24 protein-coding genes are annotated in these 24,342 nt (G+C 35.5%); 17 read left to right on the top strand and 7 right to left on the bottom strand.

All coding sequences use genetic code 11. The features are described 5' to 3' along the window. Positions 1 to 169: 169 nt before the first annotated feature. From tyrP to nhaC, 3 genes are all read left to right on the top strand, one after another. The gene (gene tyrP / locus I586_RS03885; RefSeq protein ID WP_010764473.1) at positions 170 to 1,576 is read left to right on the top strand and encodes a tyrosine-tyramine antiporter; all 1,407 of its coding nucleotides are present in this window, start codon (positions 170 to 172) and stop codon (positions 1,574 to 1,576) included. Positions 1,577 to 1,639: 63 nt separating this feature from the next. Beyond that, positions 1,640 to 3,493 carry a tyrosine decarboxylase gene (tdc, locus tag I586_RS03880; RefSeq protein WP_010764474.1) on the top strand — a complete coding sequence of 618 codons (1,854 nt, stop codon included), beginning with the start codon at positions 1,640 to 1,642 and terminating at the stop codon, positions 3,491 to 3,493. Between the two features lie 233 nt (positions 3,494 to 3,726). Then, on the top strand, positions 3,727 to 5,097 hold the full coding sequence (nhaC, locus tag I586_RS03875; protein ID WP_010764475.1) for a Na+/H+ antiporter NhaC: 1,371 nt from the start codon (positions 3,727 to 3,729) through the stop codon (positions 5,095 to 5,097). 14 nt (positions 5,098 to 5,111) lie between these two features. Here the strand turns inward: nhaC and I586_RS03870 are convergent, their stop codons facing one another. Next, on the bottom strand, positions 5,112 to 5,540 hold the full coding sequence (locus tag I586_RS03870) for a helix-turn-helix domain-containing protein (RefSeq protein ID WP_010764476.1): 429 nt from the start codon (positions 5,538 to 5,540) through the stop codon (positions 5,112 to 5,114). A 127-nt stretch (positions 5,541 to 5,667) separates the two neighbouring features. Here I586_RS03870 and I586_RS16890 point away from each other — a divergent pair, with 127 nt between their 5' ends. Together I586_RS16890 and I586_RS03860 are read left to right on the top strand one after the other, a co-directional pair. Then, positions 5,668 to 6,894, top strand: coding sequence for a serine/threonine protein kinase (locus tag I586_RS16890; RefSeq protein ID WP_010764477.1), 1,227 nt, complete (start codon positions 5,668 to 5,670; stop codon positions 6,892 to 6,894). Positions 6,895 to 7,047: 153 nt separating this feature from the next. After that, entirely contained in the window at positions 7,048 to 7,563 is a 516-nt protein-coding gene (locus I586_RS03860; protein WP_010764478.1) for a DUF5067 domain-containing protein, read from the top strand. A gap of 265 nt (positions 7,564 to 7,828) precedes the next feature. Here the strand turns inward: I586_RS03860 and I586_RS03855 are convergent, their stop codons facing one another. Beyond that, positions 7,829 to 8,875: an AI-2E family transporter gene (locus I586_RS03855; RefSeq protein ID WP_010764479.1), complete on the bottom strand. Its 1,047-nt coding sequence runs from the start codon at positions 8,873 to 8,875 to the stop codon at positions 7,829 to 7,831. Positions 8,876 to 9,095: 220 nt separating this feature from the next. Here I586_RS03855 and I586_RS03850 point away from each other — a divergent pair, with 220 nt between their 5' ends. The 4 genes from I586_RS03850 to I586_RS03835 all read left to right on the top strand — a co-directional run bounded on the left by I586_RS03850 (position 9,096) and on the right by I586_RS03835 (position 12,002). Further along, positions 9,096 to 9,419 carry a winged helix-turn-helix transcriptional regulator gene (locus tag I586_RS03850; RefSeq protein WP_010764480.1) on the top strand — a complete coding sequence of 108 codons (324 nt, stop codon included), beginning with the start codon at positions 9,096 to 9,098 and terminating at the stop codon, positions 9,417 to 9,419. Between the two features lie 89 nt (positions 9,420 to 9,508). Beyond that, entirely contained in the window at positions 9,509 to 10,117 is a 609-nt protein-coding gene (locus I586_RS03845; RefSeq protein ID WP_010764481.1) for a hypothetical protein, read from the top strand. A 248-nt stretch (positions 10,118 to 10,365) separates the two neighbouring features. Next, positions 10,366 to 11,664 (top strand): Y-family DNA polymerase, encoded by a 1,299-nt coding sequence (locus tag I586_RS03840; protein WP_010764482.1) that lies wholly within the window; start codon positions 10,366 to 10,368, stop codon positions 11,662 to 11,664. Beyond that, the gene (locus I586_RS03835; RefSeq protein ID WP_010764483.1) at positions 11,661 to 12,002 is read left to right on the top strand and encodes a hypothetical protein; all 342 of its coding nucleotides are present in this window, start codon (positions 11,661 to 11,663) and stop codon (positions 12,000 to 12,002) included. Before I586_RS03840 ends, I586_RS03835 begins: the two co-directional genes overlap by 4 nt. A gap of 48 nt (positions 12,003 to 12,050) precedes the next feature. On the opposite strand, the gene I586_RS03830 is transcribed toward I586_RS03835, so the two are convergent. Together I586_RS03830 and I586_RS03825 are read right to left on the bottom strand one after the other, a co-directional pair. After that, on the bottom strand, positions 12,051 to 13,265 hold the full coding sequence (locus tag I586_RS03830; protein ID WP_010764484.1) for a YdcF family protein: 1,215 nt from the start codon (positions 13,263 to 13,265) through the stop codon (positions 12,051 to 12,053). Between the two features lie 145 nt (positions 13,266 to 13,410). After that, complete coding sequence (locus I586_RS03825; RefSeq protein ID WP_010764485.1) at positions 13,411 to 15,261, bottom strand: sensor histidine kinase; 1,851 nt, start codon at positions 15,259 to 15,261, stop codon at positions 13,411 to 13,413. Between the two features lie 110 nt (positions 15,262 to 15,371). Between I586_RS03825 and I586_RS03820 the strand changes: the two genes are divergently transcribed. Then, positions 15,372 to 16,106 (top strand): response regulator transcription factor, encoded by a 735-nt coding sequence (locus tag I586_RS03820; RefSeq protein WP_034701749.1) that lies wholly within the window; start codon positions 15,372 to 15,374, stop codon positions 16,104 to 16,106. A gap of 71 nt (positions 16,107 to 16,177) precedes the next feature. Here the strand turns inward: I586_RS03820 and citG are convergent, their stop codons facing one another. The 3 genes from citG to I586_RS03805 form a co-directional block, all read right to left on the bottom strand. Beyond that, a complete protein-coding gene (gene citG, locus I586_RS03815; RefSeq protein WP_010764487.1) occupies positions 16,178 to 17,065 on the bottom strand; it encodes a triphosphoribosyl-dephospho-CoA synthase CitG in 888 nt (295 codons plus the stop codon). Continuing rightward, positions 17,049 to 17,753, bottom strand: coding sequence for a GntR family transcriptional regulator (locus tag I586_RS03810; protein ID WP_010764488.1), 705 nt, complete (start codon positions 17,751 to 17,753; stop codon positions 17,049 to 17,051). Before I586_RS03810 ends, citG begins: the two co-directional genes overlap by 17 nt. Positions 17,754 to 17,884: 131 nt before the next feature. Next, positions 17,885 to 19,228 (bottom strand): CitMHS family transporter, encoded by a 1,344-nt coding sequence (locus I586_RS03805; RefSeq protein WP_010764489.1) that lies wholly within the window; start codon positions 19,226 to 19,228, stop codon positions 17,885 to 17,887. A 399-nt stretch (positions 19,229 to 19,627) separates the two neighbouring features. On the opposite strand from I586_RS03805, the gene I586_RS03800 reads away from it, so the two are divergent. From I586_RS03800 to citE, 7 genes are all read left to right on the top strand, one after another. Beyond that, positions 19,628 to 19,957, top strand: coding sequence for a hypothetical protein (locus I586_RS03800; RefSeq protein ID WP_010764490.1), 330 nt, complete (start codon positions 19,628 to 19,630; stop codon positions 19,955 to 19,957). Positions 19,958 to 20,417: 460 nt separating this feature from the next. Further along, a complete protein-coding gene (locus tag I586_RS03795; protein ID WP_010764491.1) occupies positions 20,418 to 20,816 on the top strand; it encodes an acetyl-CoA carboxylase biotin carboxyl carrier protein subunit in 399 nt (132 codons plus the stop codon). 43 nt (positions 20,817 to 20,859) lie between these two features. After that, positions 20,860 to 21,975 (top strand): sodium ion-translocating decarboxylase subunit beta, encoded by a 1,116-nt coding sequence (locus I586_RS03790; protein WP_010764492.1) that lies wholly within the window; start codon positions 20,860 to 20,862, stop codon positions 21,973 to 21,975. Positions 21,976 to 22,010: 35 nt separating this feature from the next. Then, on the top strand, positions 22,011 to 22,136 hold the full coding sequence (locus tag I586_RS17510; RefSeq protein WP_010760868.1) for an OadG-related small transporter subunit: 126 nt from the start codon (positions 22,011 to 22,013) through the stop codon (positions 22,134 to 22,136). Positions 22,137 to 22,149: 13 nt separating this feature from the next. Further along, a complete protein-coding gene (gene citC / locus I586_RS03785; protein WP_010764493.1) occupies positions 22,150 to 23,145 on the top strand; it encodes a [citrate (pro-3S)-lyase] ligase in 996 nt (331 codons plus the stop codon). Positions 23,146 to 23,158: 13 nt separating this feature from the next. Beyond that, entirely contained in the window at positions 23,159 to 23,467 is a 309-nt protein-coding gene (gene citD, locus I586_RS03780) for a citrate lyase acyl carrier protein (protein WP_010764494.1), read from the top strand. Beyond that, positions 23,455 to 24,342 carry a citrate (pro-3S)-lyase subunit beta gene (gene citE / locus I586_RS03775; protein ID WP_010764495.1) on the top strand — a complete coding sequence of 296 codons (888 nt, stop codon included), beginning with the start codon at positions 23,455 to 23,457 and terminating at the stop codon, positions 24,340 to 24,342. Before citD ends, citE begins: the two co-directional genes overlap by 13 nt.

Below are 24,342 nucleotides of genomic sequence, written 5' to 3'. Positions count from 1 at the left end.
TAGCGCGCTAAAGCGTTAATGCGCTGAATAGAGTATAAAAATGTGAAATAATGCTCTTTTTTTTTAATAGTCCTCTTTTTGACTTGAGGCCTAAAGCTACCTATACTTTGGGAGTGATTTCACATGTGGGAAACAAAAATAAAATTAAATCAGGAGGTCAAATATAAACATGAATAAGAAATTATCATTATTTGGATTAATTGGAATTACCATGGCCTTTTTTGGAACGGTTCGTAGTGTTCCAACGTTAGCATCAACAGGATGGGCACAAATATTTTATATGTTGATTGCAGCTTGTTGTTTTGCTTTACCAATTGCGTTGATTTCAGCTGAACTATCAACTGGTTGGCCAGAAGAAGGCGGACCTCAAGTTTGGGTACGTAATGCTTTTGGTGAAAAATGGGGCTTTGTTACTTCATGGTTATTATGGGTACAAATGTTTTTCGGAATGGTTATGGTTGCATCAACTGTCGGTGTATTACTTGGATATGTTATCAACCGTCCAGACCTTGGACACAACAATTTATTTATTTTTATTATGATATTGATTTCGTATTGGGGCATTACATTACTTAATTTGAAATTTGATATGGTAAAAATTGCTGGTGACTGGGGTGCTGTGATCGGTGTTTATATTCCTTTCGTTGCACTAGTTGTTTTAGGCATGATGTACATGGCAAAACACGGAATCAACCAAGATAGTTATTTAGGTCATTTTGAAGCAAGCAAGTTATTACCTGATTTTAGTGATTTAGGTAGTTTGCCAACTTTAACAGGGATCATCTTCATTTTTGCAGGAGTTGAAATTTCTTCTGTTCATGCAAACAATATTGACAATCCAAAACGGAATTATCCGATCGCTGTTATTGCCTCTGTTTTGTTATTAGTTGTTTTCAACTTAGCAGCTGGTTTAAGTGTAGCAGATAGTGTACCTGCTGGAAAAATGGAACTTGCCAATATCACGCAACCATTCGTGATCATGACACAAGATCTTGGAATCCCAGCGATTTTCAATAACATTATTTCCTTGATGATCTTAATCGGTGTACTTGTTCAATTAAGTGCTTGGGTGTTAGGTCCAAGTAAATCAATGATTAAAGTAGCAGAAGAAGGGAACTTACCACCATTCTTCCAAAAACGTAATGCAAAAGGAATTCCAATCGTTTTTGTAATGATCCAAGCCATTGTTATTTCACTTGTTTCATTCCTATACGTAGTAGTTCCAGATATTAGTGCAGCATTCTTGATTATTACGATCACAACAACAATTCTCTATTGTGTAGTGTATCTGTTGATTTCACTTTCAGCGATTAAATTACGTTATAGCATGCCGAGTGTTGAACGTCCATTTAGATTAGGCAGCAAAGGAAATGGTTTGATGTGGTTTGTTTCTGGACTAGCAATTGTGAGTGTTATTATTACAATCTTAGTCAGCTTGATCCCACCAACTTCAGTTCCACAAAGTGGACACATTGCTTATGTTATTTATCAAGTGGCAGCAACTGTGATTATGATTGGAATTGCTTTGATCATATATAAGAATAAGAAACCTGAATGGAAGAAAAACGATAAATAAGAAAAAACGATAAACGTGTGTTTTTTAACATGACGAATTATGAAATTATTGGAGGAAACTATCATGAAAAATTTCAATACAGATGATACGAATTTAAAAGCATTATTTATAGGTGACAAAGGTGAAAACGTTGATTTATTCAAAGAATTATTAAACAAAATGATCGATGAGCATGTTGGTTGGAGACAAAACTACATGCCACAAGATTTACCCGTTATTACACCACAAGATAGAAGTTCTAAGAGTTTCCAAGAAACAGCTGACAATATGAGAAGTGTTTTCAATGTGTTATCTTCACGTTTACGTACAGAATCACTTCCATGGCACTCAGCAGGTCGTTTCTGGGGCCATATGAACGCCGAAACATTAATGCCATCAATTATTGCCTATACAACTGCAATGCTTTGGAACGGCAATAACGTAGCATACGAATCATCACCAGCAACATCACAAATGGAAGAAGAAGTTGGATTAGAATTTGCAACATTGATGGGCTATAAAAATGGTTGGGGTCACATCGCAGCCGATGGATCAATCGCGAACTTAGAAGGTCTATGGTATGCCCGCAATATGAAATCTTTACCATTTGCTATCAAAGCAGTTGTACCAGAAATGGTTGAAGGAAAAACAGATTGGGAATTATTAAACATGTCAACAACAGAAGTTTTAGACATTTTAGACAAAGTACAAGACCAATTTGATGAAATTAAAGCACAATCAGCTCGTAGTGGTAAAAACTTAGATAAATTAGGTAAATGGATCGTACCGCAAACAAAACATTATTCATGGTTAAAAGCAGCTGATATTATTGGAATCGGTTTGGATCAAGTAATTGCTGGTGAAGTAAACAGCGAATATCGCATGGATATTGATAAATTAGAAGCTCAAATTCGTGACTTGGCAGCCCAAGGTGTTCCTACCCTTGGAGTGGTTGGTGTTGTTGGTTCAACAGAAGAAGGTCAAGTTGACCGTATCGATCAAATCATTGCATTGCGTGATAAATTGGCAAAAGAAGGTATTTACTTCTATGTACACGTTGATGCAGCGTATGGTGGTTATGGCCGTTCAATCTTCTTAGATGAAAATGATCAATTTATCGAATGGGATAAAATCGAAGAAGTTTATGCTAAACATAACATCTTCCAAGAAAAAAATGATTGGTTGACAAGAGAAGTCTACGACTCTTTCAAAGCCATCGAACAAGCTGAATCCGTAACGATCGATCCACATAAAATGGGCTACATCCCTTATTCAGCTGGTGGTGTCGTGATCAAAGATATTCGTATGCGTGACGTGATTTCTTATTTTGCGACTTATGTATTTGAAAAAGGAGCAGATATTCCTGCATTGTTAGGTGCGTACATTCTTGAAGGTTCTAAAGCGGGTGCAACTGCTGCTGCTGTTTGGACTGCACACAAAGTATTGCCATTAAACGTAACAGGTTATGGTAAATTAATGGGCGCAAGTATTGAAGGGGCATATCATTTCTATCACTTTATCGATGGATTAGAATTTAAAGTTGGCGACAAAACAATCGAAATTCATGCTTTAACAAAACCTGATTTTAACATGGTGGATTATGTATTCAACGAAAAAGGGAACACAGATCTTGTGAAAATGAATAAATTAAATCATGATTTTTACGACTATGCATCTTATGCAAAAGGCGGATTATATAACAACGAATTCATCACTTCACATACAGATTTTGCTATTGAAGAATATGGACACAGTCCATTTGAATTTGTTAATAGCTTAGGTTTTTCAAGAGCTGAGTGGGAACGTGCAGATAAAGTAACAATTTTACGTGCTGCTGGAATGTCTCCATACATGAATGACAAAGAAGTTTTTGATGATTATGCAGAAAAAATCAAACAAGCGATTCAAGAAAAATTAGAAGCAATCTATGCTGAATAAATGAATAAGAAAGGTATGTGATCACTGCAGATAAATTTAAAAGAAAAGGGAAACATTATGGCGGATACAAGATTCCTAAATAATAACAACTTTTAAATGACTGTCATTGATCACTGTGGGTGTGGTAAAGCGATTATCTTGCTTTACCATAGCCGCAGCTTTTCTATGAAAAAAATAAAACTAGAGAGGCAAACGTTTAAAAGGACTCTCTATTAGAAGTGTGAGGAACATGTATGAAAAAATATCAAGTAAATTTTAATGAAGCTGTTTTCTTATTAATAACATTATTGTTGATGATTGGAACGAGTATTATTGGGCTTGGAATTCCAGCTCATGTTGCTATATTGGTTGCGATTGGTTATTTACTTTTGTTTGCGGTGTATAAAAAGTTTTCTTGGGATTTCATCCATGATGCTCTGATAGATGGGGTTTCTTCTGGTATTATACCAATGTTGATTTTTATTTTGATCGGTGCATTGATCAGTGTTTGGATTGCAGCAGGAACGATACCAACAATCATGGTTTTGGGTTTTTCTTTTTTGTCAGTAAAATTTTTTGTTCCAACTGTTTTTGTTGTTTGTGGAATTGTAGGGGGTGCTGTAGGTAGCTCTTTTACCACGATTTCGACGATCGGGATTGCATTTTTAGGAATGGGCAGTCTGATTGGGGTTGATCCTGCATTGACAACAGGGGCGATTGTGTCTGGTGCTTTTTTAGGCAATTCGATATCCCCACTTTCTGATACAGTAAATTTAGCAGCAGCAATTTCAGAAGTTGATTTATTTGAGCATTTAAAAAATACATATAAAACGGCAATTCCAGCAGCGCTTCTTTCATTTGGCTATTTTTTAGTTATGGGATTGCAGTATGACGGTGCGTTAGATAGTAGCAGTATTCATGATATCGTCAAGACGCTAAATCGTAATTTTACAATTTCGTTTGTTGAGTTAATACCATTAGCGATTCTATTTATTTGTGCATGGAAAAAAATTCCAGCGATTCCTACATTGCTATTGAGTATTTGCACTTCTTTAATGTTGATGTTTTTCACTAATGCTCACTTTTCGTTGATAGATACAGCCGATATGATCCAAAATGGGTTTGTTTCTCAGACTGGGAATACACAAGTAGACGAATTGCTTTCTAGAGGCGGCATCCAAAGTATGATGTGGTCAGTATCTTTGATTATTTTAGCTTTGGCATTAGGCGGATTATTAGTAAAAATGGAAATTATCGATTGTTTACTACAGCGTTTTGAAACCTTGATCAATTCTCGTCAAAAATTGATTTTTATTACAATGATGAGTTCAATTGGAGTAAATGTATTGATCGGGGAGCAATATCTTTCAATTATTTTACCTGGAAAATCATTTATCAATAAATTTAAAGAAAAAAAGGTTCCATTGTCACTATTATCTAGAGGATTGAATGATGCTGGATCGGTTGTAAATCCTTTGATTCCTTGGGGCGTCAGTGGCGTTTTTATCTCAGGAACTTTAGGAATTGCAACAATCAATTATTTACCATATGCCGTATTTTGTTACATTTTACCGTTATTATCATTTTTAGTAACGATCATCAGCAAAAAGAAAGAAAAAGAATAATAGATAAAAGTCAATTATTCACCAAATGTTTTAAGTTCTTCATTGTATAGATAATCATCGATTTCAGAAATAGATAAATCATGTGAGATACCATAAATCACTACAGAGTCCCAAGGATGTTTAGGGTAAAGCTGGGCATAGCTTGTTTTTTTCAGTAACTCGTTTGTCTCTTCTAGGGATAGTCCTAAGCCAATCGTCAAGGCGATAACTTTTTCTCTGGAGGGATTTCGCTTTCCATCAAAGTATTGGTAGCCAGTAGCTTCGGCAATACCCGCTTTTTTTAATACCGCACTTTTTGAAAGTTCTTTCTCACGCAACCAGTAAGCTAAATAGTTCTTTAGCTTTTGATCAATGGCATACTGGCGAGTTTCAGAAAAAATCGTTTGAAAATCTTCAGCTTGTTTTAGCGAGTGTAATAATTTGTCTGTGTCTTTCTCTTGCATATTATTTATCCCCTATAGTAAACTAAATTATTTTATTCTTTATACTCTGATTTTAACAAAGATAAATTCTATTACAACTATTTATTTGCTATAATTAAAAAGTAAATCAAAACAATGGAGTGTAATCATGGAAAACATCAATAGTGAGCCAGCTCTTTTTTATAAAGAAATCAACCCGTTAACAGATAAAATAAATGGACCAATGCTTGTTCAAAAAATCGACACCAAAGAATTGTTTGTGAAAAAATGCTATCCGTTATATTTAGAAGAGCATCTAACTACACTGAAAACAATCAAACATGCTCACTTACCTAAAATTCAAGAGTGTATTATTCAAGATGGAAAATTATGGTTGTATGAAGAGTTTGTTCAGGGAAAAACACTGACTGAAGTGATCCAGTCGTCTGAACGATTAGAAACAGAAAAAATAGTAACGATAGCAATGGCTGTTTTAGAGGCCTTGGGGGCTTTGCATAAGAAAGGATTAGTCCATCGAGATGTAAAACCTGGGAATATCATGATAACGAATGAAGAAACTGTAAAGCTCATTGATTTCGATGCCGTTCGTACGGTTGATGGGGAGAAAGAGAGTGATACAGTTCAGTTAGGCACAATGGGGTTTGCTTCACCAGAGCAATTTGGCTTTGCAGAGTCTGATGAACGGAGTGATTTGTACTCATTAGGGGTTGTAATGAATATTTGTTCAGTAAAAGAGTACCCAAAAAAACATTTAACAGAAGATCTTATATTGAGAGGAATCATCAAAAAAGCAACAAAACTAGAGCCGACTGAACGCTATCAAACCGCGTTGGAAATGCATCTAGCACTTAGACAACAACTGTCAAAGCAACGAACTGCTGCAAAACAAAACAAACGCCAAATTAGTACGTCAAAAAAAAGACCAGTCAACATTACGATGAATGCCAGACCATTTACAAACAGATGGGGTACAAATACATACGTGAATCAGGTTGTTACGAGAGGTAGACGTGTCCTAGATAGTATTAGTCTTTTTTTTAAAAAGTTTATTCCAGGCTTTCGAACGGAAAAAATATGGAAACGAGTAGTTGCACTCTTTTTCTATACTATGTTGTTTGTGTCGATAGTTGGAAATGTCTTCGGTCAACCAACTAGAAGTTTGAAAATTAGTGAATTTGTGGACTATCTTTTTATTTTCATCATACCAATGCTCTTATTTACTAATTTTTTAGATTATCAAAGAAAATTACCGTTATTTTCATCTGACAATAAACGTTATCGTTATATAGGGTATGGGGTATTGTTTTTATTCTGGGTGGTCATCACGAAAGCAGGTTTAGAACTCAATTCGTATATATATAAACAAATCAATTAATCAATAAGACTTATTCTGTCACGGATATTTTGGATTCGTATGATGGGATAAGTCTTTTGTTATCAGAGTATGCAAAATGCATAAGATTCTTTTTTGTTTATTAGGTAATATACAAGATGTATCAACGGACTAAATAACAAAGGAGACAACAAAATGAACGTGAAGAAAATGGTTTTAATCGGAGTAGGTGTTCTTGTAGTAGGTGGGGTTCTAGTGAATATGGGGTCTGATTCTAAAGAAGACTCAAAGGATAAAAAAGAGACAACGACCAGCAAAGTCGTGAAGAAATCGGAACCTGAAACGCCAGCTGAGACAGATGCGGGTGATTTAGGTGATTATCATGTTGTAATTAAAGAATTGACTTTGGCAAAAGATTACAATGGAGAAGATGTCGGTGTGATCGATTATGAATTTACAAATAATAGCGATAAAAATGCAATGTTTTTAACGTCGATCACAACAAAAGCCTTTCAAAATGGCGTAGCGTTACAGTTAGCGATTATGACAGAATCTGGTTATGTTGATTCAATGACAGAGATTCAACCAGGTGCAACATTGAATTTAAAAGTACCCTATAAATTAACTGATATGACAACACCAATATCTGTTGAGGCAACGAAATTATTCAGTGATAAAGTAAAATTGACAAAGGAATTTATTTTAGAATAAATAGCAAGGGTTGAAAAAGGTGGTTCAGCTAGCTTTTCTTCCGATAGAAAGAGACTAGTTTTTAGCTTCAAAGGGAGCAAAGGAATTGAGTAATATTCCTTATATATGGCCGTGTATTAGGTTTATTGGAACAGGTAGCTATCAAGATTTAGTTATTTGGTCCGAAATCAATTAGTCTTTGCTGCCTGACTGATTTTCCAAATACGAAAACAGCCACAACCACAAAAAAGTGAACGTTTGGACTAAATCCAAACGCTCACTTTTTTTATTCTATTTCTGAGGTATTAGCGTGTTTTTCAGTAACTGAGTGAATCGGTTTGACTTTTAAAATATCCAAAAAGAATGTAAAAATCGGGATACCAACAATCAGTCCCCACACACCGAATAGGCGTTCACTGATCAGTAAAATGACGAATGTATAAAAAATTGGCAAGTCTGTTTTACTAGACATAAATTTAGGATTCAATACATAAGATTCAAATAAATGAACGATTAAAATGACCGCTAAAATATAAATAACGTCATTGATTCCACCTTCAGAATAGGCAATAAAGCTAAGTGGAATACAGGATACGATTACACCCGCAACTGGTATCAAACTCAAAATAAAAATCATGATCGCTAAACTTGGCAATTGATGAAAGCCAATCAAGGCCAAACAGATTGTGGTGATCCCAGTGTTTACAACCGCAATAAAAAATTGTGCCTCCATCACAACACCAAAGGTATTTACAAATTTATCTGCGAAAAAATAAATATCTTGAAAGAACCAGTCAAAGTCACTTTTTAAAAATAACTTAGAAAACTCTGCCATCTGTTTTTTCTCAATCATAAAAAAGAAACTTAGGATGAATGAAAGAACAAAGGAAAGTCCGATAGAACCAATGTCTTGAATATAACGAAGAATAATACTGGCACCGTTTTGAATTTGCGACATTAAATTGGATTTTTCTAAGTAATCATCAATTATTACTAAAAGTTGATTATGATCATCTCCTGGATTTTGATAGAAATGAACGACAGAATTATACATTTGACTCGTTTGATGAAGGAGAACAGGTACATATTTTGTAATCGCAAGATAAACCAGAAAAACAATCAACGCATAGGTTCCTAAAACGAGTAGGAGGGAGGGGATTTTTAAAAAGCGTTGAACAAATTTTACGAAATGAAGCGCTAAAAATGTAAAAATAAACGTTAATAGAATCATCGTAATCATACTTCTAGCTAAAAATAAAATAAAAATAACAACAGCTAAGACAAAAAAACGTCTTAAACGTTCGTTTTGAACAAATTTTTCATAAATTGACACAGACTTCACTCCTTGTAGTGTTTAATTATAGAATACATTAAGATAACTATAATACTTTTTCATAATTTAATATAGCAGAATTAATAATAATTCTTAAATATTATTGTTGTTTAAAAAAAGAAGATAGTAAATGTAACGTAATGAGGTTGATTAGGTAGTTACAAAAGATGAGGTATAATAGAGATTATTTAATTAAAAAGAGTAAGTGAAAGGAAATCTAATGATAAAAAAAGAAGAAATGCCTTTATGTGACGTTGCAACTACCGTGCAATTAGTTGGAAGTAAATGGAAACTATTAATAATTAGAGAGCTTATTTCAGGTTCTAAAAGAACGTCACAACTTAAACGCTCTTTGGCAGGTGTATCTCAAAAGGTTTTAACTGAAAGTTTAAGTTCAATGATAGATGATGGTCTTGTGAACAGGATAGAGTTAAAAAAAGTACCACCTCATGTTGAGTATCAATTAACAGCACTAGGAGAGTCGTTTCTTCCAGTTATTGAAACGATGAGGCAATGGGGCAAGTATTACAAGTCTCAACTATAAATCATAGGTACATTTTTGTACCTACTTCTCAAATTGAGTTTAATAACTTAGTATTAGGTTAAACCATATTCAGTGAGGAGAAGAGACTAATGAGTATAGAATTATTTGAATTTACGTCCGTTCATACTACTTCTAAATTAGTAGATTTTGAAGGCGAACAAGTTTTACAGGTGATAAAAAGTGAAAAGATAATGGAATTTGATGAGAATACTTATTGTAAAGTAGTCGATAGTTCATTTCACAACGGAATAATAGAAGTAAAAGTTCTAAGTAGATTGTTACCAGATGCACCTGACTTCGCAAGAGGATTCATTGGAATTGCTTTTCGAATTAGTGAGGACGATTCATCATTTGAATCATTTTATATCAGACCAACAAATGGGAGAGTGAATGATCCCATTAGAAAAAATAGAGGAACACAATATTTTTCTTATCCTGATTACACCTTTGAATATTTTAGAGATCGAGGAATTACAGCGTTTGAATCTTCGGCGGATATAGGTCTGGATGAATGGATTACATTAAAAGCTGTTATTGAAGATCAGACAGCAACTTTTTATGTGAATGGTGGAGACATACCGACTCTTGTTGTAGATAATTTAATATTAGGCGCAAAAACAAGCGGTTCGATTGGTCTTTTTGTGGACATTGGGACACAAGGCTTCTTTAAAGATTTAAAGATTACTTCATACGATTAGTATGATGACGGTGGAATTTCTTAAATCACATAAATAGGAATATTGAAATAGATGAGTAGATTATTTTGCTCATCTTTTTTGTTGTAACTAAAGAAACTCGAGAAACATATGAAGATAGAATAATTGAAGTTTTTTATAAGTATGCCTCATTTTTTTAGAAATGTTGTCCTTAATTAGATAATTCTAGTAGACAAAAAGAACAAATGTTCGTATAATTGATTAAGAAATCAATCAAGGAGAGGATCACTATGTTTTTTGATTATGAAAAAGAACCAAGGAGAGTGATTTTTTGTATTGATGTAAAATCTTTTTATGCTTCAGTCGAATGTGTTGCAAGAGATTTTGATCCACTTGAAAAAATGCTTGTTGTGATGAGTCATGCTGAAAATACTGGTGGTCTAGTTCTAGCATCTTCGCCAAAGGCAAAAGAAGTTCTTGGTATTACCAATGTCACGCGTAAATATGATGTACCAGATCATCCAGATTTAGTAATTGTTCCGCCACGAATGAATGAGTATATTAAAGAAAATATGAAAATCAATACAATCTACAAAGAATATGTTGCGGAAGAAGATTTACATATCTATTCGATTGATGAATCGTTTCTAGATGTTACAGCTAGTTGGAAACTATTTGGCCGAACACCAATAGAATTAGCTGAGATTATTCAACAGAGAATAAAAAAAGAAACAGGTTTATCGATTACGATTGGAATCGGTGATAATCCTTTATTAGCCAAATTATCTATGGATATTGAGGCAAAACATAATGAAAAACGTTTAGCAGAATGGCATTATGAAGATGTTCCTGAAAAAGTTTGGTCTATTGAGCCGATGACGGATATGTGGGGAATCGGCCATCGATTAGAAAAACGATTACATAATTTAGGGATTCGATCCGTCCATGATTTGGCTCACGCTGAGTTGACTACACTCAAAAGAAATCTAGGAATTATTGGTGAACAGCTGTATGCACATGCTCATGGCATCGACCGTAGCCGTTTATCTGAAAAATATATACCAGAAGAACGATCCTATAATAATGCACAAATCTTGATGCGAGATTACTTAAAACAAGAGGAGATTGAAGTAGTAATTCGAGAAATGGCAGAACAAGTTGCCGCTAGACTTAGAAAAGCCCACTGTCAAACTGAATGTGTTCATTTATCGATTGGATTTTCAAGAGCCATTAAGGCAAGTGGTTCAGGTTTTTCAAGACAAATGAAGGTACCTCTAACGAATAGTAGTAAATTGTTGATTGAATACTGTCTAACACTATTTAGACAAAACTGGCATGGGGAGGAAGTCAGACATGTTGGCATTACTTATTCTAAATTAAATTATAACACTTATGTACAACTGGACTTATTTCACGAGCCAGACGAACAATTGAAAGAATTGAAGTTAGATCAATTGATCGACGAAATCCGTCAGCGATTTGGGTATGTTTCTTTAGTGCATGCAAGTTCAGTATCATCTGGTGGTACGGCGATTTCTAGAGCATCGCTAGTTGGAGGACATGCAGGAGGAATGGAGGGCTTGCAATGAGCAAGGAACGAGATTATTATTTCGAACAGTATCAGGATCGAAAAATGAAAAAATGGGCAGGTTTTTACTTATCTGAACATACAGCAATCATTGAACAAGAAAAAAAACAGGAACCTGCTAAAAAGAAAGTTCAAATGAGTTGGCTTGCAATCAATGAAATTTTAGCACAAGCGTTTCAAAATCAACTTGAAGTAATGATCCAAAAAGAAGAATTGGATTGTGAAGGGAATTATGGTGCAGATATTATTGGATTGATCCAAGGTCATGATGAGTTAGGAATCTATGTTGGCGGGCATAAGATTGGTTATGATGAGATTCGTCATGTACAGATTCACTAAATAAAAACCATCTGTCTTTAGACTCGTCTATAGACAGATGGTTTTTATTTAGTAGCGGGAAACAAGAAAGAATTGAGCTGTTGCAAATAGGATCATCGTTACCGCAATTAGACCACAAATAATTAAATGGCGGCGTTTATGCATCATTACGATGGCAACAAATTCTCTTAAAAAAGCATTAGGTAAAAAGTAAAAAGCTGTTTTTGCTCCGATACCATCAGCGTTCAAGTTTGCCATTTTTGCAAAAATACCAGCTCGAAACAGATGAAAATTATTAGTTGTAAAAATAGCATGGAAATCATTTCCACCAAACGTTTTTTCCATAATTTCTTTAGAAAATTTCATGTTTTCCAAGGTGTTTTTAGAATTTGTTTCAACCAAAATATCCTCTTCCGGAATCCCTTTTTCAAGTGCGTAATTTTTCATCGCGATACTTTCGGCGATGTGTTCGTCATCTCCTTTACCACCAGACATCAGGATTTTTGGTGGGTTCAGAGTAGCTTTCGATTGTGCCTTATAGAATTGAATCGCTTTTTCGATACGTCTACCTAAAAGTGGTGGAACAGTCTTTCCGTCAATCAAACCTGAGCCTAAAACGATGATGAAATCTTGATTATACTTAGGTTGGTTGAACTGATAAATGACTGAAATGGTTAAAAAATTATAGAAAACGATCGAAAAATAGATGATAGATAATGGTAAAATCCCAAATAGTAAAGAGGCCCACTCAGGTAAAATTCGAGTAGAATAATGATTAAAAATCAAAAAGGCGGTCAAACCAATTGCTAAAAGTAATGTCAATAAGTTGGCGAGCGAATGACCTTCTTTTCGCATAACAACGATTGCATTCCAATACAAGAACGCAATCAACGCATACAAGCCAATCAAAATCAGTAATAGTAAGACAACACCAGTGATTCCAGCCATAACCATTAATAAGGGATTGGTTGTTCTAACAAGTAAAAAGCCTAAATAAGTCATACCAATGACGAGAAATAAATTGAATAATAAGCCGTTTATTAACCTGCGCTTCTCTTTAAAATAATAAAAAAGAAAAAGAAGTAATAAAGCCGATGGTATTAGAAAATAATAGGAGTGGAGCTGTGTTTCTAAATAAATGACATAAACGATAAAACAAAGTGAAAACCAAAGTAATTCAAAAAATTTCCAATCTTGATTTACCTTATGTTGACGCCATTTTGGCATTACAAATGCGCCAATCAGGTAGACCATAGCAATGATAATACTAAAATAATTCCCCATAATAGAACTCCTTCAATAAATGATTTCTATTTAAGTATAACGAAAAACGAAAGAAAAAAATACTATAACATCTGTTCGAGTAGTCATAAAATGATTATAAAAAAACATTCTTCAAATAAATAAAATAGAAGAATGTTTTTTTAGATTATTTACAAGAACGAATAGGGAATGTTATGAAGAAACGGGTCCCTATATTTTCTTCTGATTCTAAAGACAGATGCCATTCATATTTAGAGACGATCGAAGTTACTGCAAAAAGACCAAGTCCAGTACCTTCATCAGCAGATTTTGTTGTAAAGAATGGCTCAAATATTTTTTCTTTTAATTCATCAGGTATACCTGGACCATTATCCGAAATCTCCAATGTAACAAAACGATCCACATGACTCATCCGTGGGTTGTCCGTTTTTAGCTTATCCGTTAGTTCTTTTGAGGCTGGTGCGACAGTTACTTGAATTTTTTGTGGCTTGTTTTTATTATCTTTTGTTGCTTGATAAGCATTTGTGATCAAGTTATAGATTAGATTTTGTAAATCAGTTTCTTCTAACTTAGCAGTCCCAAGATTTTCCTGAATTAAAAGGGTCAACTGAACTTTTTTAGGAATTATTTCACCAATTAAGTGAGTTGCTACGCCAATAGCACTAGAGATATCCATCCATTCTTGAATCCCTTTTTGAGGCTTAGAAAAGCGTAATACATTGGAAGAAAGTCGTTTTCCTTTTTGAGCGGAATGTAGAATTTCCTCTAAATCAGCTTCTAATATAGGATCATCTACATGTTCTTCTAATAACAGTTGTGTATTACCAATAATCGGTGTCAGAAAGTTATTCATATCATGAACGATTGAAGTTGTCAGTAATCCAACCGTTTCCATTTTGTTTCGTTGATAAAGTTCTAATTCTAATTGATGCTGCATTTTTTGTTGTTTTTGTTTTTCGATCAGCTGTCGATTTTCAGCTTCAATTGTTTCCTTTTTTCTAAAATTATGGATAAACAGCGAGCAGATAATAATCAAAAGGAGTAGTAAGACTAAAAGAAACGATAAAACAATCACAAAGTTAATGATATCATCATTTCGCTCATTATAATCCGCATTGATTGCAACGACCCAACGAGCAAGCCCTACATCAATCCACTCAAAGGCACTTATTTTCAAAACTTCTGTAGGTATATCCTCATCCCACCAATAAGATTTATACGTCAATTTTCCTGAATCGTGGTTTAGCTGATATTTTTCTAGGCGTTTCAAATCAGAATAATCAAAGTCAGGGTATAATTCTTCTCGTCCATTGATAATATCTAAACCAACTTGTTGGGCTACAGGATGCATAACGACTGTCATGGAGCGATCTTTGATCATCGGATAACCTTTATAATCTAACTCGAAATCTTGTAGAAAATTTTTATAAAATGCCTCTAAATTTAGTGGTAAAATCAAATACCCATCGATAGAACCAGACGCAGTCCTGATTTCATGGTAAAAATTGACATAAGCCTTTTTATTGATAAAATAGGAATCACCATTTTGTGCAGTTGGTTTATCCAGCAATTGTTTTAACGATAAATCATGGCTGATAAAAGGACGAATCGTTTCAGTATCGGCAATCGATACTTGCTTTTTCTTTGAATCCCAGTGAAAAGCGTATAACGGTGTTCCGTCAGGTTCAATGTAAAAAAGGGCGTCAGCTTCGTTGTTTAGTGAATCAAAGAATGTATTCAAAGAAGAAGCACTATTTTTGAGATAGGTTGCTGGATCATTACTGTTTTTTAAGTTACCATCAATAGCTAAATAATTAAGTGCTTGATGACGATTTTTCATAGAGAGTTGAATGACTTTTCCCACATACTCAGTTGATTGTAGTAAAAAGTCCTGTCCACTAGCAGTTGTTGCTTTACGAATGACCGAAAATCCTCGAATTGCAAAGAAAACGGATACAACAATAAAAATGGTCATTGCGACAATCATGATGTTTACAATCCTATTAGTTCGTTCCATTGGTCTAGCTCCTTTTAAACGTCTGTTCATATCATAACAAGTTCATGTTGAAATTTAAAGATAATTCGGCTATTGTATAGATAATGTAAAATAATAATGAGGTGTGAATGTTGCGAAACGAAAAAATTTTAGTGGTAGATGACGATCCTGCAATTCGCCGATTGATTTGGAAGTCGCTTCAGTCAACGGGATTGTTGGTATATCAGAGTGATACAATTGAAAAAACATTGGATATTATGAATCGGGTAGAGTTCCAATTGTTTCTTTTAGATGTTAGTTTAGAATATGAAAATGATGGGTATCATTTAGCCCAATTGATCCGGGAACGTCAACCATTGACTCCAATTATATTTGTTAGTGGCAAAAAAAATGAACAAGATATTATAAGTGGTCTAGAATCTGGCGGAGATGTTTATATTTCCAAACCATTTGCGCCAAATGTATTACGAGCACAAGTTATTAGTACGTTAAATCGCACTGAACAGTTATTGACACTGAGTCAACAACGTGAAGAAACGATGTTGAGAGAGGGGATTTTTTCATTTGATAAAAATCAATATCAATTTAGCAAAAATGGCGAAATAGTAAACATGACTTCTAAAGAGATTATGATGATTTTATTTTTTATGGAAAATCCCTATCAAGTATTTAGTAAAGAACAGATTTATGCTAGCGTCTGGAGTGATGGAGACCTAGATAAAAATCTGATTACAGTCTATATTAATTATCTAAGAAATAAAATCGAAGATGATCCCAAAAAACCTAAGTATTTACAAACAGTTTGGGGGATTGGGTATCTCTTTAATCCAGAAGGAAAAGAGGCGGGTACCGCGGTTTCACAGTAAAATAGAGTTACAAAACAGCTGATGATCACTAATGGTCATCAGCTGTTTTGGTATTGTCTGCTATGTAATGCTCAAAATAGACCTTCCAATCGACCAAAAAAGAAACTTAATGCGATTAAATCGGCTGATCCACCAGGGCTAAGATTTTCTTGAATCAGTTGTTGATCAAAAAGAGTTAAAGCGTCTTCTAGTTCCTTTTCTGAGCTGTTTACGGAAAGAGTTTGCAAAAGTTCAGCTGATTGTTTTTTTACATTTCTCCAAGCAAAGATACCACCACGATTGATTAGATTTGAATCTTCAATCGTTGCCATTAAGTGTAAGAGTAAGATCAAAAATAAATGTTGTGGATCGCTAGTATCAGAGTGTCTCAAAAAGGGAAGTGCACTGTCTTTCAGCGCAGGATAACCTAATTCAGCTTCCCCACGAATACCGACTATACCATGTTCTAAATAGAGTTTTTCTCCATAACTCAATTGTTTTTTTTGCGCTAAGTCTGCAAAATCATTTAACAGCAATCCCTTGGTCATTTGCTGTACATAAGCAAAAATAGCGGATGTATCTTTTGGCGTAAAGGGAATGGTCAGCTGTTTATCCTGCATTGTTTTCCCTGTTGCACTTAACAACAAAGCAAAAGAGAAGTTTGCTCCTTTATGAGTGTTGATTCCTTTTGTTTTGTTTAGCATGGCACCTTCAGCTAACTGTCCAAGTGCTCGAACTTTTTCAAATAAACCAAATGGAGTTCCGTTATGGGTGAGACCTACTTCAACATATTTTGTAAGAAACGGAGCAAGTGCAATGCTACTATCAATAAAAGTAGAATAATTCATGTCTGTATGTGCGCCGCAACTTTTAGGATCAACTAAGCCAGGTTTAGGAGAAAGAGCTGCCTCAAAGAGTAAAGCTTCTAATGCTAATTCACTGATTTGCTTGGCTATTAATGTTTTATTTCGTTGGTTCATTTAAATGTTTTTCCATTTCTTTAAGAATAAATGTCTGAGAATAAGATAAATGCTCTGTGATAAGTAATTCTAACTGTTCTTCTTCTTGGTTCATCATACACTTATAAATCATCCAATGTTCTTTTAAGGCTTTGTCTCGTCGATCTTTAGACCGAATCGAAATATCTCGAAAGTAGACGAGGTATTCACGTAATTTCATGACGATGGATTTTAAACGCAACATTTTACTTTTTTCATAAATCAATTCATTAAAATCAGAAAATTTTTGTAGAACTTGGTCAATTTCGTTGGCCTCATTCAAACGGTCAGTTTCTTCTAGTAATGTTTTTAGTTCCTCAAAATCTTCAGAAGACATTTCTTTCATAGCGGTGATCGTAGCTAGAACATCTAAAGATTTTCGAATAGCATAAATTTCGTTGGCATCATTGAGTGAAATTCCTCGAACGATGATGCCGACACCACGTACGTGATCAACCAGTCCTTCTTCGACAAGCTTTTGCAGCGCATAGCGGATAGGCGTACGACTGATATTCATCACTTCAGAAAATTCTTTTTCATTGATTCGTTGTCCAGCGGGAATATCGCCTAGAATAATTGTTTTGCGAAAAGCCTTGTAAACAAGTTCTTTTAAAGGTTCATTAATACTTAAATCTAAATTTTTTCCAACTGCTTCTGATATTGTACTCATCTGATTACTCCTTTTCTGGATTAATAGTAGGAAAAATAAATGAATATTTTTATTCTATATTGCTAAGAAAAAGATAAGAAAATCGCACAAATTCTTTTATGAAATGTGCGATTTTCAATGAACAAGAATGGTTATTGTGGAATATAAAGTGGCATATGACCAGTCAAGATGATTGTTACAACAAAGATAATGAAGATTCCCAATGCCCATTTAGCTGTTTCTCTTTGCCATTGCCCCATGTCTAAACCTGTTAAACGAAGTAATAAGTAAATGAAGGCAACCAAAGGACTTAGCAAGTGGAATGCTTGCCCCATTAATGAAGCTAAAGCCATTTGCATATCAGTAAAGCCGTATGCGCGTCCAGCTTCTGCTAAAACAGGTAACACACCAAAGTAAAAGCCATCATTTGAGATGAAGAAGGTACCTGGAGCTGAAATGACTGCAATGACTAAGCCCCAGAAACCAGCCAATTGATTTGGAATGATTTTTGTGAAACTTTGAGCTAATGCATCTGCCATACCAGTGCCTTGGAAAAGTCCCATGAAGACACCTGCTGCAAAAACTAAGATAACAACTTGAACTGCATCGCCGCCATTGGCACCGATTCGAGATGATTGATCTTTTAACACTGGATAGTTGACCATTAAGGCGATAACCGTACCAGTCAAGAACAAGAACAACGGTGGTAAGCCAAGACCAACAAATGAGTCTGTTACCAATAAAGCAATCAAGCCAATAGTTAGGATCGCATTGAATAACCAAATTTTAGGTCGGCGAATTGACAACGTTTCTTCATCTGTAACAGTTGTCATTGCATCGATCTCTTCATCAGTCAGTTGTTTGATTCCAAGACGAGCACGTTCTTTTCTACCCATAGAAGGTGCTACGATGAAAATTACATAAAGTAATGCAATGATCATACCTGGAATTAGATAAGCCAAAATTTCAGCGCCAACATTTAACACGCTCATCGCACGAGCGGTTGGTCCACCCCAAGGAAGTAAGTTCATAATCGTATTTTGTAAAATAACCAAAACACCTAAGTTCATCAATTTCATATCTAATTTTTTATAGATAGGAATAAAAGCAGAACAGCAAATCAATGTTGTAGTTGTTCCATCACCATTAAGAGAAACGGCTGCTGCAACAACAGCTGTAGCAATCAATACTTTCATCGGATCGCCTTTAGCAATGTGAATCATTTTTTTTGTGATTGGGTCAAATAACCCAGCATCCAACATAATTGAAAAATAAAGAATGGCAAACAATAACATGATACCCGTAGTGGATGTTGTTTTGATTCCTTCCATAACAAAGTCTCCAATAGAGCCTTTCTTAGAAACACCCGCAAACATTGCGATCAAAGCAAAAATCAATGGAATCAAAACTAAAGCTGTAAACGGTGACATTTTCTTTTTCATGATGACAAACATAAAGACGATAATCATCACATAAGACAAAACAGTTAATAACATTTTTTTCTCTCCTTCAACACTAAATTCGTTTTCCGAAACAATCGGGCCTCTCTTTGTGGTGTTGGGTCTATAGAAAAATAACAGTAAGGTAGATTTAGAAAGCCCTTTCTTGTTTCGTTAACAATGCTTAGTTTAATCGAAGCTAGTTTAGATAAATAGATGATGAGCAGAAAAAGAACACCAAAAAAACAGGGATGGTAGCGGTTTCTTAAAGAGATGTTAATAAGATGTTAATAAAACATTAAATGCCTTGAAACGTTGATATAACAGTATTTTAATGGCTTTTAGTAAAGTTCGGAGCAAGAGGAACAATGAAAGAACAATTTTTGCTTGATGATTTCATTTTATTGTAATCGTTTTTACCTATAATGAGTTCATAAGCAGAAAGGATGTGAGTTCATGGGTCTATTTGAACGACTGTTTAATAAAGAGAAGACAGAAATAAAAACGAATGAAGCACCACTTTCTCCTACTATAGAAGAGAATGATGGTTGGCAAGAAATTACTGGATACATCCCAGTAGAAAGTACGGAATATCAATTTGTTTCATTAATTGCAACAGCGATCGCCGCTGGAGATCAACCAGAAAGTGAGTTTAGTATTAAACGTATTTTAAAAAGAAATCCAGAAGCACAACTGGTTTCTGTGATCGCTACCAGTATTGCATCGGCGGATCACGCAGAGAGTCAGTTTGTCATTCGGTCAATCAAGGAGAAAAAAACAAGTTAGTTTTTGGATTACTTGATAGCATCGGTCAGTTTGTTGGAAAAGAGATAAAAATTGAATGTGACAAAAAGCATCACAGTCATAATTTCCTATTTTTCAGTCAGAGCTGGGGGAGCCCATTACACTTTACTTTGAACCACAGTGAATAAAGTGAACTGATGTTGAAAAGTACAAGGTGAAGTGAAACGAAACGTTGTTACCATGTGTTATCTAGCTTCATGAGCCAGTCTCTCGGGAAAAAGATAAAAATAGAGTGAGACAAAAAGCGTCTCAATCGATTTTTCCTATTTTCCAGTCGAACCTGAACGAGCCCATTACACTTTGCGTTATCTAGTTCCACGGGCTAGGTTCTCGGAAAAAAGATAAATGATGAAAGAGGCAAAAAGCACCTCAGTCATAATTTCCTATTTTTCAGTCGAACCTGAACGAGCCCATTACACTTTTAATTTTAGGAGGAAAAGAAATGTTACGTAAGTTTAAAATCTCAATTGATGGAAAAGAGTATTTAGTAGAAATGGAAGAAATTGGTGGCGTGCCACAAGCACCAAGCGCAGCACCAGTTGCACCAGCCGTTCCTGTTGTAGAAGCGGCACCAACAACGCCTGTGGCAGCTGAGCCAACAGCTCCTGTAGCAAGCACGCCAGCTGGAAATGATGCAATGCCATCTCCTATGCCTGGAACAATCTTGAAAATTTTGGTAAATGTTGGTGATACCGTACAGGAAAATCAGCCATTGATGATTCTTGAAGCCATGAAAATGGAAAATGAAATTGTAGCTGGTAAAGCGGGGACAGTTACAGGGATTCATGTTCAACAAGGGGATATGGTCAATCCTGGGGAACCATTAATTACAATCGGTTAAATAAGAAAAAAGTAGTTTAATTTTAAAAGAGGAAGTGACGTTTGTGGAGACATTAATTGAAGGCGTAGTAGGAATGGGGCAGGAGCCAGGTCGTATCGTAATGATGGTGATCGGTGGTATCCTGATGTACTTGGGGATTAAAAAAGAGTACGAACCCACTTTACTTGTGCCAATGGGATTAGGAACGATTTTAGTCAATTTTCCCAATTCAGGTGTACTGAGTGCCGGCGGAGAAGCTGGTCCGTTTCAAGTGTTGTTTGACATGGGGATTTCAACAGAGTTATTTCCATTGTTACTATTTATCGGAATTGGCGCTATGATCGATTTTGGGCCATTATTACAAAATCCATTTTTATTATTGTTTGGTGCAGCCGCTCAGTTTGGGATTTTCTTTACGATTATTGCAGCCGTTTTATTAGGTTTTGACTTAAATGATGCAGCTTCTATCGGAATTATCGGAGCAGCCGATGGGCCAACGTCTATCTTCGTTGCGAACACGTTGAATTCAAAATATATGGGTGCAATCATGGTTGCGGCTTATTCTTATATGGCATTGGTTCCTATCATTCAACCAGTGGCAATCAAAGCTGTTACAACGAAAAAAGAACGCCAAATCCGTATGACATATCGTGCTGGCGAAGTATCACAAACAGCTAAAATTTTATTCCCAATCGTAATTACAGTTGTTGCGGGATTGGTAGCGCCAGTTTCTCTTCCGTTAGTTGGGTTCTTAATGTTTGGGAATTTACTACGTGAATGTGGCGTTTTAGATCGTTTATCTGTAACAGCGCAAAATGAGTTAGTAAACATCATCAGTATTGTGCTAGGATTAGCAATTTCAGTGAAAATGCAATACGAAGAATTTTTACAAGTTGATACGTTAATGGTAATTGGGCTTGGGCTAGTAGCCTTTGTAATGGATTCCGTTGGTGGCGTGTTATTTGCTAAACTATTGAATCTATTTAGAAAAGAAAAAATCAATCCAATGATTGGAGCAGCAGGAATTTCAGCATTCCCAATGTCTAGTCGAGTGATTCAAAAAATGGCAACAGATGAAGATCCACAGAACTTTATTTTAATGCATGCAGCAGGTGCCAATGTATCTGGACAGATTGCCTCTGTTATTGCGGGTGGCTTATTGTTAGCGTTGCTTGCGTAGTGTTTTGAATAGAAGAAAGGGAAAGGAGCTTGGTTATGTCAGCTGATTTATTAAAATCATTAGAGCTATTGGTTTTTGGTTGGGGTGGCGTGTTTGTGGTCATTTTCGTGATTTACTTTGCGTCGTTTATGTTAAATAAATTATTCCCACCGAAAAGCTAGGAAGTGTTAAACAATGAACATCAGAAGAATGTGGCTTGAGCGAGATTTGGGCGTAAAACAGCAGTGGTCAGAGTTTTTGATGAACGCCGATCTTATACCAGATGACCAGTTAGATTATACGATTGGTCTCTATGATCAGGAAAAACTGATTGGAACAGGATCGATTTTTAGGAATATCTTAAAATGTATCGCAATCGATCCTTCTTACCAAAATGAAAATCTGCTTTCTCAAATTGTTCAAGCCTTACGAGAAAAGTTGCAGGAAATAGGCTATCAGCATTATTTTTTGTATACAAAACCAAAAAACAGCAAGTTGTTTCACTCTTTAGGTTTTACAGAAATTGTGGCAACGGCTGAACTGGTTTTTATGGAACAAGGATTTCCTGATTTTAAAGATTATTTAGTGGAACTTAAAAAGCATGAACGAGGGACAAAACAAAATGCTGCAATTGTAATGAATGCCAATCCATTTACCAAGGGTCATTTATATTTAGTGACAGAAGCCGCTAAACGTTCTGAAACGGTGTATCTGTTTGTTTTGTCTGAGGAACGATCGCTATTTGATGCTAAGACACGTTTTGAACTAGTCCGAGAAGGCGTTCGTCATTTAGCAAATGTAGTGGTTTTACCAACAGGAGAATACATGGTATCCAGTGCAACCTTTCCATCTTATTTTTTGAAAGATCAGGCCAAGGCTAGTATTGCGGAGGTCCAGGCTGTTTTGGATGCCACTTTATTTAAAGAAAAGATTGCTTCTGTTCTATCAATTTCAACGAGATTTGTTGGAGAAGAACCGTTTTCAGCAGTAACAGAGATTTATAATCAGGCGATGAAAAAAACGTTTGGTTCTGAGCTTGAACTAGTTGTTTTACCAAGAAAAAAAATCAATGGAGAAGCAATTAGTGCCACAAAAGTTCGCGCTTTAATGGAACAAGAAAATTATGCAGCAATCAAGCCACTTGTTCCGCTAAAAACGTTTGTAGAAATAATGAAACAAAATAATAAGTAACGAGGTGTATACGTTGGAAATCAAACAAAACGCATCTGCTGGTACAACTGAATCAAGTGATATTATGATTACGATTGGAAAAAACAGCGGACAAGGAATTCTAATTGAACTGGATAGTAGTGTTGAAAAGCAATTTGGACGTCAAATTCGTGAAAAAATACAAGAAACCTTAAATAATCTGTCTGTTACGGATGCAAAAGTTCAGGCAATCGATAAAGGTGCATTGGATTGCACCATCCAAGCTCGAACAGTGGCAGCTGTTTATCGCGCTGCTGGTGAAGAAAATGTAGACTGGCAGGTGTTAAATACATGGAACGTTTAAGAAGAACGATGATGTTTGTACCTGGAGCGAATGCTTCAATGCTAAGAGATGCGACGTTATACGGCGCCGATTCGTTGATGTTTGACTTAGAAGATGCTGTTTCTTTAAAAGAAAAAGATAGTGCTCGTTTACTTGTCTATAATGCGTTACGAACATTTGATTACTCGACTGTCGAAACGGTCGTTCGAATCAACGGCTTAGATACAGTGGGGCGTCAAGATGTTGAAGCAATGGTTTTAGCAGGTGTTGATGTGATCCGCTTACCTAAAACAGAAACAGCTCAAGATATTGTGGATGTGGCGGCTGTTATTACTGAAATGGAAACCAAATATGGCGTAAGCGTTGGGACAACAAAAATGATGGCCGCAATCGAATCGGCTGAAGGTGTTTTAAATGCGCGAGAAATTGCACAAGCAAGTGATCGCTTGATTGGAATCGCACTGGGAGCAGAAGATTATGTCACCAATATGAAAACGCATCGTTATCCAAATGGACAAGAATTATTTTTCGCACGTAGTTTTATTCTGCATTCTGCTAGAGCAGCAGGAATTGCCGCAATCGATACCGTCTATTCAGATGTCGATAACACGGAAGGCTTCTTAGCTGAAGTGGAGTTGATTAAACAATTAGGATTTGATGGTAAGTCTGTGATCAATCCACGTCAAATTCCTTTAGTAAACAGTGTCTATGAACCAACAGAAAAAGAAATCCAAAATGCTAAAGAAGTGATTTGGGGCATTCGTGAAGCCGAAGCCAAAGGATCAGGTGTAATTTCAGTGAATGGAAAAATGGTGGATAAACCGATTGTTGAACGAGCAGAGCGAGTGATTGCGCTAGCGATTGCAGCAAAATTAATTTCTGAGGAGGAAGTCTAA

This window comes from Enterococcus moraviensis ATCC BAA-383 (genome assembly GCF_000407445.1).
In the GTDB taxonomy this organism is placed as follows: Bacteria; Bacillota; Bacilli; order Lactobacillales; family Enterococcaceae; genus Enterococcus_L; species Enterococcus_L moraviensis.
The sequence above is the reverse complement of the archived record's forward strand: the minus strand, read 5'-3'. Positions and strand labels throughout refer to the sequence as shown.